At 72.4% G+C, this 14,101-nt stretch carries 8 protein-coding genes and 1 pseudogene; 5 read left to right on the top strand and 4 right to left on the bottom strand.

Annotated features, from left to right (window positions below; genetic code table 11):
• The first annotated feature begins 254 nt into the window (after positions 1-254).
• Entirely contained in the window at positions 255-4,343 is a 4,089-nt protein-coding gene (locus tag OHA86_RS02665) for a beta-galactosidase (RefSeq protein WP_329182186.1), read from the top strand.
• A 148-nt stretch (positions 4,344-4,491) separates the two neighbouring features.
• Here the strand turns inward: OHA86_RS02665 and OHA86_RS02660 are convergent, their stop codons facing one another.
• Together OHA86_RS02660 and OHA86_RS02655 are read right to left on the bottom strand one after the other, a co-directional pair.
• Positions 4,492-6,513, bottom strand: coding sequence for an ATP-binding protein (locus OHA86_RS02660; RefSeq protein WP_329172105.1), 2,022 nt, complete (start codon positions 6,511-6,513; stop codon positions 4,492-4,494).
• A gap of 266 nt (positions 6,514-6,779) precedes the next feature.
• The gene (locus OHA86_RS02655) at positions 6,780-7,910 is read right to left on the bottom strand and encodes a peptidoglycan recognition protein family protein (protein WP_329172103.1); all 1,131 of its coding nucleotides are present in this window, start codon (positions 7,908-7,910) and stop codon (positions 6,780-6,782) included.
• A 289-nt stretch (positions 7,911-8,199) separates the two neighbouring features.
• On the opposite strand from OHA86_RS02655, the gene OHA86_RS02650 reads away from it, so the two are divergent.
• The 3 genes from OHA86_RS02650 (at position 8,200) to OHA86_RS02640 (ending at position 9,660) form a co-directional block, all read left to right on the top strand.
• A complete protein-coding gene (locus OHA86_RS02650; protein ID WP_329172102.1) occupies positions 8,200-8,445 on the top strand; it encodes a DUF6480 family protein in 246 nt (81 codons plus the stop codon).
• A gap of 174 nt (positions 8,446-8,619) precedes the next feature.
• Positions 8,620-9,054, top strand: a complete 435-nt coding sequence (locus tag OHA86_RS02645; protein WP_329172101.1) for a universal stress protein — start codon at positions 8,620-8,622, stop codon at positions 9,052-9,054.
• 90 nt (positions 9,055-9,144) lie between these two features.
• A complete protein-coding gene (locus OHA86_RS02640; RefSeq protein ID WP_329172100.1) occupies positions 9,145-9,660 on the top strand; it encodes an O-acetyl-ADP-ribose deacetylase in 516 nt (171 codons plus the stop codon).
• A gap of 138 nt (positions 9,661-9,798) precedes the next feature.
• Here OHA86_RS02640 and OHA86_RS02635 read toward each other — a convergent pair whose 3' ends face one another.
• Together OHA86_RS02635 and OHA86_RS02630 are read right to left on the bottom strand one after the other, a co-directional pair.
• The gene (locus OHA86_RS02635; RefSeq protein ID WP_329172099.1) at positions 9,799-10,125 is read right to left on the bottom strand and encodes a relaxase domain-containing protein; all 327 of its coding nucleotides are present in this window, start codon (positions 10,123-10,125) and stop codon (positions 9,799-9,801) included.
• Positions 10,126-10,469: 344 nt separating this feature from the next.
• On the bottom strand, positions 10,470-11,102 hold the full coding sequence (locus OHA86_RS02630; protein WP_329172097.1) for a DUF1707 domain-containing protein: 633 nt from the start codon (positions 11,100-11,102) through the stop codon (positions 10,470-10,472).
• Between the two features lie 351 nt (positions 11,103-11,453).
• Between OHA86_RS02630 and OHA86_RS02625 the strand changes: the two are divergent.
• Positions 11,454-13,796, top strand: a pseudogene (locus tag OHA86_RS02625) (GH92 family glycosyl hydrolase); the annotation flags it as partial.
• Positions 13,797-14,101 lie beyond the last annotated feature (305 nt).

Here is a 14,101-nt window from a genome sequence, read left to right as displayed (position 1 = left end):
ACGCAACCCAACAGTTGACCACATGGTGGTCCGCCGTCACTCGGGCCCGTCAAGCTTTGTCCGCGCTATTGTGCCGCCCCGCACCCGCTCCTATTGTTCGACTCCGATTGATTCTGTTTGGAGTTGGCTCATCGGGGAGTGTGGAGGGCGCAGTGCAAAGACATCCCAACGGTTCCGTGGCCGCGAGACCCGGTCGCCGACGACAGTGGTGGGCGGGTCTCGCGGCGGGTGTGGCCCTCGCGCTGTCCGCGGGTATGACGGTGCCCGCCGTGGCGTCGAGCGCCGACAAGCCGGCCGCCGCGTCCGCCCCGAGCGCAGCCGGGGCGCCCGCCGCCGCGCACAAGGCCCGTACGGTGACCTTCGACGGCTACTCGTTCCTGGTCGACGGCAAGCGCACCTACCTGTGGTCGGGAGAATTCCACTACTTCCGGCTCCCCAGCCCCGACCTGTGGCTCGACATCTTCCAGAAGATGAAGGCGGCCGGCTTCAACTCCACCTCCCTCTACTTCGACTGGGACTACCACTCGCCCAAGCCGGGGGTCTACGACTTCACCGGCGTGCGCGACGTCGACAAGCTGCTCGACATGGCCGAGCAGGCGGGGCTGTACGTGATCGCCCGCCCGGCGCCGTACATCAACGCCGAGGTCGACAGCGGCGGCCTGCCCGGCTGGCTGACCACCAAGGAGGAGAAGAACCGCACCGACGACCCGCAGTTCCTGAAGTACGCCGACGAGTGGCTGACCCGGATCGACCGGATCATCGCGCGGCACCAGGTGACCAACGGCACCGGCTCGGTGATCGCCTACCAGGTGGAGAACGAGTATTACGACGGCTCGGCGGACGCCCGCGCCTACATGAAGCACCTGGAGGACAAGGCCACCGCCGACGGCATCACCGTCCCGCTCACCGGCAACAACAACGGCACCTTCAACTCCGGTGACGGCGCCCTGGACGTCGACGGCCCCGACTCCTACCCGCAGGGCTTCAACTGCTCCAACCCCACGCAGTGGAACGGCGTCCCCGACATCAGCTACGACCACCCGGCAGGAAAGCCGCTGTACACCCCTGAATTCCAGGGCGGCGCCTTCGACCCCTGGGGCGGCCCCGGCTACGACAAGTGCGCCCAGCTGATCAACGACCAGTTCGCCGACGTCTTCTACAAGCAGAACATCGCCGTCGGCGCGACCGCCCAGAGCTTCTACATGACCTACGGCGGCACCAACTGGGGCTGGCTCGGCATGCCGGAGAACTACACGTCGTACGACTACGGTGCCGCGATCCGCGAGAACCGCCAGCTGGACCCCAAGTACGACGAGGACAAGCTGATCGGCTACTTCACCCAGTCGGTCGCCCCGCTGGCCAAGACCGACGCGATCAGGGCAGCGTCCCCCGACAACAGCGCCGTGGTGGACACGGCGCGGATGAACCCCGACACCAAGACGCAGTTCCACGTCCTGCGGCACGGGAATTCCACGTCCACGGCGCTCGACACGACCCACATAGCGCTGGACTTCAACGCCCGGCCGACCACCGACACCAGCTACACCTGGGACGACACCGACGCCGCGCTGCAGTACACCGGCGCCTGGTCGCACGTGGCCGACGAGAGCTACACCGGCGGCGACTACAAGAAGACCGAGTCGTTCTCCAACGCGGCCGGCGACTCGGTCACCGTCCCCTTCGACGGCACTGCGGTCCGCTGGATCGGCCCGAAGACCAACAACCACGGCTACGCCGACGTCTATCTCGACGGCGCCAAGGTCGCCACGGTCGACGACTCCGGCAGCGAGAACCAGGCGGTGGTCTTCCAGAGGACCGGCCTGGCTCCCGGGGCGCACACGTTGAAGATCGTCGTGGCCGGCAGCCACAGCTCGGCGTCGACGGACGACTTCGTGTCCATCGACGCCATCGATGTGCCGACCGCCGCCGCCGCGACGCCGATCTACCCGGTCGTACCGCAGCAGCCCGGCACCGCCATCACGCTCGACGGCCGCGACTCCCACATCATCGTGGCGAACTACCGGCTCGGGGACTCCCAGCTGCAGTATTCGACCTCCGAGATCATGACCACCGCGACCATCGGCAAGCAGGACGTCTCCGTCCTCTACGGCGACCAGGGCAGCGACGGCGAGACCGTCCTGCGCTACGCGAGCAGGCCGACCGTGACCAGCAGCGGCGGCCAGGTCACCACCACCTGGGACGCGGCCACCGGCGACCTGCGGCTGAACTACACGCACAACGGCCTGACCCGGATCAGCATCAGCGGCGGAGGGCCGCGCCCGCAGCTGCTGCTCGTCGGCGACAAGGCGACCGCGGCGACCTTCTGGCGCCAGGACACCGCGACGGGACCGGTGCTGGTACGCGGCACCCACCTGCTGCGGACGGCGGTCAGCCAGGACCACGGCCGTACGGTCGCGCTCACCGGTGACAACGCCGACGACCCGGACATCGAGGTGTTCACCTCCGCCGACCGCGTCAGCTGGAACGGCCGCACGATCAGCGCCCGCGCCACCGCCACCGGCAGCCGTACCGGCCGGATCGCCGTCGCCGCCCCGGTGAAGCTGCCGGCGCTGACGGACTGGAAGCACAGCGAGGAGTCCCCGGAGGCCGCCGCGGCCTTCGACGACTCCAGCTGGCAGGTGGCCGACAAGTCGGCCACCAACAGCTCCTCCGGCATCAACGCGCTGCCCGTGCTCTACGCCGACGACTACGGATTCCACACCGGCAACACCTGGTACCGCGGGCGCTTCCGCGCGGGCGGCGGCGAGAAGGGCATCCATCTGGTCTCGGACTCCGGCGGCAAGGCGCAGGCCTTCTCCGCCTGGCTCAACGGCACCTTCCTCGGCAGCTCCACCACCGGCAGCGCCGACTTCACCTTCCCGGCCGGGGCGGTGAAGCCGGCCGGCGACAACGTGGTGTCCGTCCTCACCGTGAACATGGGCCACGAGGAGGACTACAACTCCTCCAACGGCAACAAGACCGCACGCGGCCTGACCAGCGCCTCGCTCGTCGGGGCGCCGCTCACCGCCGTCACCTGGCGGCTGCAGGGCGTGCGGGGCGGCGAGGACCTGCTCGACACGGTCCGCGGCCCGCTGTCGACCGGCGGCCTCTACGGCGAGCGGGCCGGCTGGTCGCTGCCCGGCTACCCGGACAAGACATGGGGCAACGTGTCCCTGCCGGCCACCGACACCCGGCCGGGCGTCTCGTGGTACCGCACCGACGCCGAGCTCGACCTGCCGCACGGCCAGGACACCTCCCTCGGCCTGACCTTCACCGACGACCCGTCCCGCGAATACCGGGCCACGATCTTCGTGAACGGCTGGCAGGTCGGCAACTACGTCAACTACCTCGGCCCGCAGCACACCTTCCCGGTGCCCAACGGCATCCTCGACCCCAACGGGCACAACACCGTCGCCATCGCCGTATGGAATCTGGACGGCAGCACCGGCGGGCTCGGCAAGGTGTCGCTGACCGACTACGGCAGCTACGCCTCGTCCCTGCGGGTCGCCCAGAACAAGAGCCCCGGCTACAACCGCGCCACCTACGGGATGCCGGCCAGTCCGGGGGTTGACGTCGCCCTCGACGTGCCCGACACCGTCCAGGCGGGGCAGGCCTTCACCGCCGCGGCGACCGTACGCGTCCCGGCGGGCCGGCCCGCGGCCACCGCGCTCAGGGCCGCGCTCGCACTGCCCGAGGGCTGGACCGCGAGCGCCCCGGCGCCGGCTTCGGTGGACCGCGTCCCGCCCGGCGGCTCCGCGACCGTCCGCTGGAAGGTCCAGCCGCCTGCCGGGACGCTGCCCTCCGCCTCGGCGCTGACCGCGACGGCGCACTATGTGCAGCGCGGACGCAAGGCCACCGCAAGTGACGAGCGCATCGTCGGAGCGATCCCGCCGCCTCCCGCGGCGGGTGAGAACGCGGTGAGCGACCTGCCGTTCCTGTCGTCCGGCAACGGATGGGGACCGGTGGAGCGCGACAGCAGCGTCGGCGAACAGGCGTCGGGTGACGGCCGTCCGATCAGCATCGCCGGCACCGGCTACGCCAAGGGCCTGGGCACCAACGCGGTCAGCGAGGTACAGCTCTACCTCGCGGGCGCCTGCACCCGGCTGACCGCCCATGTGGGTGTCGACGACGAGACCGGCGGCTCGGGCACGGTCACCTTCTCCGTGATCGCCGACGGCAGAACCCTGGTCACCACCCAGACGATCCGCGGCAAGCAGGCGGCCGTACCGATCGACGTCGACGTCACCGGCGCCCAGGTGCTCGACCTCAAGGTCGGCGACGCCGGCGACGGCAACGGCAACGACCACGGCGACTGGGGGGCGCCCACCCTGACCTGCGGTTGACTCCACCGCATCTGATGACGGGCCGGCGGGGGCGCACCTTCCCCGCCGGCCCGGCGTCGGTGCGCCGCGCCCTTTCCCGCCAGCTCCGGCGCGACCGGTTCAGGGGCGACCAGTTCAGGGGCGAGGACCGGCCGGGACCCTCGCCGTATCAGTCGCTGGCCAGCGCGGCGATCGCCCCGGCCGACGCGGTGGCGGCGCCGCGTCGGAAGGCGCGGTCGTATCCGTCGTCCCCGAGCGCCGAGCGCATCGCGGCCTCGCACCGGTCGCGCACCGGCTTCAGCTCCGGGGTGCCGCGCTGCGGGTGGCCGAGGCCGCGCCACAGGGTGTCGCTCGTGCCGTACGCGACCGCCGCGGCCTGCGCCTGGCCGTCCGCCACGAGTGCGGCGGCGAGCACGTCGAGGCCGAGGGCCAGGCCGAAGGCGTCGCCCAGCGCGCGCTTGGCGTTGAGCATCATGCGCGCGTGGCGCACCGCGTCCCGCGCCGCCGACCGGCTCAGCGCGATCAGCGCGAGCTGGTAGTCGAGGTAGGAGCGGGTCCACACCTCGTCGATGAGCACGCAGTGCTCCCGCAGTTCGTGGGCCATGCGGTCGGCCCGCTCCAGATCACCACGCGCGGTCAGCCCGAACACCCGGACCAGGTGGCAGCGCAGGTGCGCCCCGGAGTCGAAGGCGAAGCCCGGCGCGCCGGCCAGCGCCTCGTCCACCGTGGCGATGGCCCGGTCGGGCCGGCCCGCCAGCAGGTCCAGCAGCCCCACCATGTACGCGGCGCCGAGCTGTGCGTCCTTGTCGCCGTCGGCGCGCGCGGCCGCTGCCGCTTCCGCGCCGAGCCGGGCCGCGAGCGCGTAGTCGCCCTGGAGCGAGACCGCGACGCCCAGCGCGGTGAGCGCCCTGGTGCGGGCCGGGCTGGGCTCGGGGCAGGCCGTGAGCGCCCGCTCCAGATACGAGCGGGCCTCCTTCACATGGCCCGAGCAGGTCCAGAAGAAGACCAGGCGGCCCGTGGTGTCGGCGGCGCGGGCCGGGTCGGTGGCCAGCAGCCGGTCCAGGGCGGCCCGCAGGTCGGCGTGCACCTGCTCGACCGTCCGGTAGCCGGTGATCTGCCCGTTGCCCGTCCACCCGGCCTCCGCCCGGCGCGCCAGCCGTACGAAGTGGGCGGCGTGCCGCTCGGCGAGGTCGTCGCGCTCGCCGAGTTCATCGAGCCACGCGTCGCCGTACTCCCTGATGGTGTCGAGCATCCGGTACCGCTCGCCGTCGCGGCGCAGCACCGACTGGGCGACCAGGTTGTCGAGCAGCCGCGGGACGTCCTCGGGGTGCAGCGGGCCGCCCGCGGTCACGTCGGCGGCCGACTCCGCGCAGAAGGCGCCGCGGAAGACGCTCAGCCGCGCCCACAGCAGGCGCTCCAGCGGTGCGCACAGCTCATGGCTCCAGCCGACCGCCGTACGCATCGCCCGGTGCCGGTGCGGCCACACGAAGTCGGAGCGGGTCAGGGCGTCGAAGCGGGAGCCGAGGAGCGAGGCGATCTCGGCCATGCTCGCGGGACCGACCTGGCCCGCGGCGAGTTCGATCGCGAGCGGGATGCCTTCGAGGCGCCGGCACACCGCCGACGCGGCCTCGGCGGCACCGGGTTCCTCCAGGGCGCGCCGTCCGGCGCGCTCGGCCACCCGCTCGGTGAGCAGCGCGAGCGCGTCCGGCCCCTCGGCGGGCAGCGGGTCGAGGACCAGCAGGTCCTGGCCGTGCGAGGACAGTGGTCTGCGGCTCGTGGCCAGGACGCCGATACCCGGCCCCGCGGCGAGCAGCTCCCTGACGAGGCCGGCGCATTCGTCCGCCAGGTGCTCGCAGGAGTCCAGCACGAGCAGCAGCCGCTTGTCGGCGACGTATTCGCGGAGCACCTGCAACGGCATGCGCGGGGAGTGGTCCACTATGTCGACGGCGTCGCTGACGGTCGCGACCAGCAGGTCGGGGCCGGACAGGGTGGACAGGTCGGCCCACCACACCCCGTCGGGGAAGAGCGGGGCCGCCCGCGCCGCCGCCCGCATCGCCACCCGGGTCTTCCCGACACCCCCGACGCCGGTCACCGTCACCAGCCGGCTGGTCGCGATCATGGCCGCCAGCCATGCGAGCTCCCGCTCGCGGCCCACGAAACTCGTCGTCTCCGGCGGAATGTGCCCCTTCATGCACACAGGGTGCCAATACGGGGCCATGGCCCGCGCGTTGTCGGCGCTACTCAACCGGATCGAGACCTCGCGGCGGGCGCGGGCCCTCGTACAACGGGCCGCCGGCACAATGCGGTCGGCGTGTCCGCCGTCGGCGGCCGTACCCGCACCACGGCCGGCAGCCGCTCGGGGCACTGAGGTCCCGCGGGTCTCCCCGTCCGCCCGGATGATCGTCGGTGATCCGTCGACCGTCCCGCGCCGGACGGGGAGACCCCACGGCCGCCGGCTCAGCGGCGGAAGGCCTCCCGCACCGAGCCGCCGACAACGGCGCACCAGGTGCTGAGATCGACCTTGCCGTCGGGGTGCAGGCCGTGCAGGCGCTGCATGGACTGGACGGCCTTCATTGTCGCGTGGTCGAACTCGCCGCTCGCAATCACCTCGGGATACCCCTTGCGGGCGAGCATGAACTGGATCGCGGTGACCGGCAGGCCGGTGGCGTGCTTGTCGAGACGCGGCGCGAGCGCCTCCCACGTGGCGGTGTCGAAGGTGGCGTCCGGGGTCACCGGGATGCCGCTCCTGGTCTGGAAATCGGCGAGCGCGTCATTCATGTCGTAGCCGAAGACGCCGTCCGGCGTGAGCGCGTAGCCGGCGTTGTCGAGCAGGTACTGCCCCACCTGGACGACCGGGCTGTCGACGAAGCGCCAGATGTCCGGCCACCGGCGCGCCGGCGCCGCCGACGGGTGGGTGCCCATCGCGCGCAGCACCCGCCTGCGGATCATCGGGAACTGGGCGTAGAAGGCGATGCCGGGACAGTCGGTGAGCCGGAAGTCCCAGTGGCCGAAGATGTCCCAGGCCTTCAGGCCGAACTGGCGGCACACCGCGACACACAGCTCCACCAGCGAGTCGAGCAGCGCTTCGGGCGGCGTCTCGGTGATGTACGTGCCCTCGTTCTCGATGCCGATCGCGTTGCCGTTCTCACCGGGACAGTGGGCCGACACGACCTGGTGCTCGCCGGCCACCAGGGTCTCCAGGCTCCGGTGCCTGCCCTCCATGACGTAGCCGCCCCGGCTGACGGTGAAGTGCTGCCCGGTGTCCGCCCAGCCGTTGGTGTCCATGTGCAGGTTCTGGCAGTCCTTGGCCAGCTGGACGGCGTGCTCGCGGGAGTAGTCGGTGACGTTGGGGAACGCCATGTGATGCAGGATGATCTTGTTCGTCGTGTTGCCGGTGATCTGAATCGCGCTGGACGGCGGCCGGGCGCCCCAGCTGTCGCAGTCGATGATCCAGGGGAACTCGGGCGAAGGGGCCGCCTGGGCAACCCCCGGGAAAGCGAGTTCGGTGCCGACAACCGCGGCGACCGCGGTTCCCAGGCCGACCCTGAACAGCGTTCGGCGGTCCACCTCGTGCTCGTGCAAGGCCATGCAGACTCCGCATCGGGGAGTGGGCGGCGGCCTTCCGGCCGCCGATGACCACAGGAGAATATGAAGCCCGCTGACGCCCAGCCAGAAACTTCTCAAGATTGGGGCGGGCTTGCGGGGAAGATCCCCTTTGCGGCCCGGTCCCGCCGACCTGCGCGGTACCCGCCCGGGCGGCCCGGCCCGCACGGACCCCGGCCGCTCGGCGCCGCTCCTTCCTCCCGCGCATCGGCGCGGGAGGAATGGGTACCCGAGGTGGGCACGGACATTCCCGGGCAAGCATCGGAGGCCCGCCATGGCGGTCACCCACCCCGCACACTCAGTGAACCCGCACCTGCCCGACGAAGGGCTGGGCGTACCCGAGGACGTACAGGCGGCCGGGCACACCTCGCCGGCCGAGTCGGGGATCTCCTCCCTCGACGGTCCCGAACGCGGCCCCCTCAGCCAGGGCTGGGGCGCCGCACCGATCATCGGGATCATGCTCGTCGTCGGCGTCTTCGCCGCCGGAGCCCTCGGAATGGCGATCGAACTCATGCTGTGACCCGCGGTGACTCCCTGTCCCGAAGTCCGCACTCCGCGCGAGCCCGCCGCGGCCGTACCCGCCGGGCGTGGCCGTTGTCACCCCGGATCGGGGAATTGATCCGGACGCCGGCCCGCTGATCACTGCCGCGGGCCCTGGACCCCTGAGGCCCCTTCGGACAAGGAAGTTGATCGCATGTACAAGAACATCCTGGCCGCCGTCGACGGCACCACGCACGGCGCAGGGGTGCTGGACACCGTCGCGTCCCTCGCGGCACTGACCGGGGGACAGGTCCACGTCATACACATCCGGGCCTCCCGGGTCATCACCGACGGCATCTCCGGCGGCGTCTACACCGCGGAGGACCCCGCGGAGGGCCGCCAGGTCCTGGACGAGGCGCTCGCGCGGCTGCGGGCGGCCGGGATCACCGCGGAGGGCGAGGTGGACGAGGGCCTGCGGGAGGACCTGGCCGCCATCCTGGTCGAGCGTGCCGAGGCCCTCGGCAGCGACCTCATCGTGGTCGGCCCCGGCCACCACAGCGGCATCTCCGCCCTGCTGCACGCCAGCGTCAGCCGCGGTGTGGCGAAGGCCGCGTCCGTCTCGGTGCTGCTCGTCCGCGGCGAGGCCTGACACCCTCCGGGCGGGCTGAGGACCGGCTGTCGGACCGAGGATCCGTGCGACCGCCCGTTTCTGACCGTGCTCCGGTGGAATCATCGGAGCATGGTCATGATCGAGGTCGTACAGGGCGACATCACCCGGCTGCGGGTGGACGCCATCGTGAACGCGGCGAACGGGTCGCTGATGGGCGGTGGCGGGGTGGACGGCGCCATCCACCGGGCGGCGGGCCCGCGCCTCGCGGAGGCGGGGGCCGCCGTCGCCCCGTGCGCGCCGGGCGACGCCAAGGCCACGCCCGCCTTCGACCTCCAGCCGCGGATCGGGCATGTGATCCACACCGTCGGCCCGGTCTGGAACGGCGGCGGCCACTCCGAGCCCGACGTCCTGGCCTCCTGCTACCGGCGCTGCCTGGAGGTCGCGGACGAACTCGGCGTCAAAAGCGTCGCCTTCCCGGCGATCTCCACCGGCGTCTACGGTTTCCCGGCCGCGCGGGCTGCGCGTATCGCGGCGGCGACCCTCGGATCCGCGTCGACCCGCGTCGAACGGATCACCCTGGTCGCCTTCGGCGAGGAGTCGTACGACCTGCTGACCGCCGCCGTCAGCCCCGCCGAGCCCGGCTGACGCCGGCCCTGACCCGCAGGTCTTCCCGAGCGCCGACGCCGTGGTCCGGAGGCTGAGCCGGGCACCGGCCGCTCCGGGCTCGCAGGGGCGGCGGTGCGGAGCCGGTGCCGCGGTGCGGCGGGTCTCTTCCGTCTCGCTTCACCACCGGGAGGCCTCGTCCCACGGGTCGCGGTCGGTCTCCTCACCCAGGCCCGCGCAGCCCTTGTCGGCCGACTGCCCCACCCGCAGCAGGCCCTCGGGCACTCCCGTGATCTCGAAGCCGCGAGCGCCGCGGCCGGTGCCGGGCGTGATGGCGTACCCGAGCTCGCGCAGGTCTTCAGCGAGCGCCGCCCGGCCCACGGCGCCGCCTTCGCGGGTGAAGGTCTCCTCGTACACTTCGCCGTGCTGCGGGCCGTGCAGCGCCCCGGCGCCGTCGCGCACGCCGACGAGATAGGCGTGCGCGTGCAGCAGGGTCCACGTGATCACCGCCGCCGGATACGCCGCTGCCGCCACGGGCTGAGCACCGGGACGGCGCCCCGCCAGGGCGACAGGCGGCCGGGTGCGCCGGCGGCGCACCGAAGGCACCACCGACCTGCCCTCCCACCGACACGGCGGAGACGGGACCTGCTCACCGGAACGGAGACGGAGCGGCGACGGACACCTCGACGATCGCACCGGTCTTCGAAACAGCCCCGGGCCTGCCCGTTGTTCAGACTTCCGCACCGGGAGACACCACGATCCCCGACAGGGTCAGGCCCAGCGCCCGCGCGCGATCCACCGTCCCCGCGCCGGGGGCGGCCGGCGCACGACGCGGGCCATTGCCGCGGACGTCAGCGTCCGCGCCCGAGCCGCCGTTCCGCCGCCGGGGGCAGACGGCGCACGACACGGACATTGCCGCAGACGGCGACGCCGGTGATGTTGATCCGCTGCCGCGCCGGAGCGGCCGGACTCTCGCGGTCCTGGGTGAAAGCGCCGATGATCCCGGTGCCCGTGACGGCCACCTCGGCGTCCTCCGGCACCACGACGTAGACCGTGCTGATCCACGAACCGACGTGGATCGTCGTCTCGGGCCCGGTGAACCGCGCCTCGCGCAGGTCGATCACCCCGCCGCTGACGACCGCGGTGCCGCGGTAGGTGTCGCCCACCAGCCAGCGGCCCCCGCGGACGAAACCGCTCAGGACGCCGACGTCTTTGGCCGCGGTCGGCGTTCCCTGCACCCACGGGGCGGCCGGGCGCAGATCCCGCAGGACGGAGTCCAGTTCGGCCACGGACGCGGCCCGGTAGGCCAGGTCGAGCCGCTCGTCGAATTCGGCGGCGGAGATCCGGCCGTCCGCGGTGGCGGCCCGCAGGACGGACGCGGCCCGCTCCCGGTCGGCGTCGGACGCCCGCAGCGCCGGGGCGGCGGACGCGGACCGGTCCGCGTCGGCGTCGCCGGGTACGGCCCGCGGCTGCTCGGAGTCCACCGGTCGAGCATACGGCGCCGAGCGGCCGGCGCAAGGGCCGCTGCCGGGCCCCACTGACGCGTACCCGTCTGAAACGGTTCACCCCCACCCGTAACCGCCGGGGTCGGCGGATGACGCCCGCTCGCGCCTCGCAACACCGCCCTGACCTGCGTCGATTGACGTACCGCCACCTCCCGCCGCGAGCCGCACGGCTGACCCGCCGAGATCAATTCGTTCTGCGTCATTGACGATGCCGGGCGCGGAGTACAGGATTCCTCACGGCCCACTCGCATGTCCCGCACCTCGGGAAACTCGCGTGACAGGTGTACTTGACCTTCTGACAACGTTGTCAGGAGGCGGAGAGAGGAAGGTATGGCTCCAAGAACGCAGCGCCTGCGCACCGCCGCCGCAGCCGCGGCCACCGTGCTGCTCGCCGCGGGGGCGGCGATGCTGCCCGCCCAGGGCGCCCAGGCCACCGGTGCCGGTGGCGGCGGCGACCTCACCCACCTGGTCGACTCCTTCATCGGCACCCAGAACGACGGCAACACCTACCCCGGTGCCGCGGTGCCCTTCGGCATGGTGCAGCTGTCGCCCGACACCGGGCACAACACGGGGTACGACTACAACCAGGACCACATCCGCGGCTTCAGCGCCGTGCACCTGTCGGGCGTGGGCTGCGGCCTCGGCGGCGACCTGCCCGTCCTGCCGACGACCGGCCCGGTCACCGCCACCGACGACGCCCAGTACGCGGCGCCCTTCCGGCACGCGGACGAGAGCGCGTCGCCGGGCTACTACAAGGTGACGCTCGGGACCGGCATCACCGCCGAGCTGAGCGCCACCGACCGCACCGGCTGGCAGCGCTACACCTTCCCCGCCACCGGCCAGGCCAATGTGCTGCTCAACTCGGGGCAGGCCCTGCACAAGGTCACCAGCAGCACCGTGACGGTGCTCGACGACCGCACCGTGGTCACCGCGATCACCGGCAGCGGCTTCTGCCAGGACACCCGGCCGTACACGCTGTACACCGAGACGCGCTTCGACCGGCCGTTCACCTCCTACGGCACCTGGAACGGCGCCGATGTGGCCGCGGGCTCCCGCACCTCCACCTCCACCGGCCTCGGCGGCGCGTACGCCCGCTTCGACACCACGAAGGACCGCAGCGTCACCGCGGTCACCTCGCTGTCGTGGGTGGACGCCAGGGGCGCCGCGAAGAACCTCGCGGCCGAGGGGCGCGGCAGCTTCGACGCCACCGCTGCCGCCGCCAAGCGCGCCTGGCAGGACCGCCTCGGCGCGGTCAGGGTGCAGGGCGGCACCGACGAGCAGCAGCGCACCTTCTACTCCTCGCTCTACCGCTCCTTCCTCGCGCCCAACATCGGCAGCGACGTCGACGGCCGCTACACCGGCTGGGACGCCGAGCCGCACGCCGGCGACGGCTCGACGTACTACCAGAACTGGTCGCTGTGGGACACCTACCGCACCCAGCAGCAGCTGCTCTCGCTGCTGGCGCCGCGCGAGTCCCGCGACATGGCGCTGTCGCTGCTGCGGGTCGCCCAGCAGAGCGGCAGCCTGCCGCGCTGGGGCTACGCCACCGTCGAGACGAACATCATGACCGGCGACCCGGTCACCCCGTTCCTGGTCGACGCCTACCGGCAGGGCCTGCTCAAGGGCCACAAGGAGGAGGCGTACCGGGCGCTGAAGAAGCACGTGGACACCGTCCCGCCCGCGTCCTCGCCCGCGGCGGGGCGGCAGGCCGACGCCGAATACCTGGCCGGCGGCTACGTCCCCTACGACCCGGCGCACCCGGGCAAGCCCGGTGACAACGACTTCCAGCACGGGCCGTCCGCGACGCTGGAGTACGCGCTCGCCGACGCCGCCCTGGGCGGGATGGCCCGCGACCTCGGCCACACCGCCGACGCGCGGCGCTATCTGGCCAGGGGCCAGAACTACCGCAGCATCTTCGACCCGCGCACCGGCTTCTTCCGGGCCCGCGACACCGACGGCGGCTTCGTCGGCCCCGCCGACCCGGCCGCGAGCGTCGGCTTCCACGAGGGCACCTCCTGGCAGTACATGTGGCTGGTCCCGCAGGACGTGCCGGGCCTGGTCGGCCTGATCGGCAGCACCGACCAGGCCAACGCCCGGCTCGACTCCTTCTTCGCGTACGACCAGTTGGTCGAGGACCCGGCAGGCACCGCCCGCGACGTCTGGGTCAACGGCCCGTACTCGTACTACAACCAGGACAAGTACAACCCGCAGAACGAGCCCGACCTCAGCGCCCCCTACACCTATCTGTCGACCGGTCAGCCGTGGAAGACCACCGACGTGGTGCATGCCGCGCTCACGCTGTTCACCGACGCGCCCAACGGCGTCACCGGCAACGACGACCTCGGCACCATGTCGGCGTGGCAGGTGCTCTCGGCGATCGGCGTCTACCCGATGACGCCGGGCACCGACCTGTGGGGGCTGTCGACCCCGCTGTTCAGCCGGGTCGACGTCACCCTCGACAAGCGGTACTACCCGCACGGCCGGCTGACCGTCAGCGCGCCCGGCAGCTCGGACACCGACCGCTACATCCAGTCCGCGCGGCTCGGCGGCAGGAAGCTCAGCCACACGTACATCACCACCGGCGACATCAGGGCGGGCAAGGACATCGCGCTCACCGTCGGCGCCTCGCCCTCGGCATGGGGCACCGCACGCTCCGACGCCCCTCCCGCGCTCGACACCGCCGCCGGCACCCAGATCCGTACCGCCGCCTCCGTGTCGCCCTCCACGGTGGGCGTGCTCGGCGGCGGCACCTCGGCCGATGTGACGGTCTCCGCGGTCCTCACCGCGCCCGGCAGGGCGGCCGGCACCGTGCGGGTCTCGGCGCCCGCCCCGCTGACCGCGGACCCGGTGCGGGCCTCCTTCCAGGTCACCTCGGACACGCTGCCCGCCACCCACGAGGTGCCGGTGCACATCACCGCGCCCGCGGGCACCCCCGACGGGACGTATCCGGTCACCGTCACGGTGGCGCAGTCCGGCGG

This window comes from Streptomyces sp. NBC_01477, assembly GCF_036227245.1.
Taxonomy (GTDB): domain Bacteria; phylum Actinomycetota; class Actinomycetes; order Streptomycetales; family Streptomycetaceae; genus Actinacidiphila.
The sequence above is the reverse complement of the archived record's forward strand: the minus strand, read 5'-3'. Positions and strand labels throughout refer to the sequence as shown.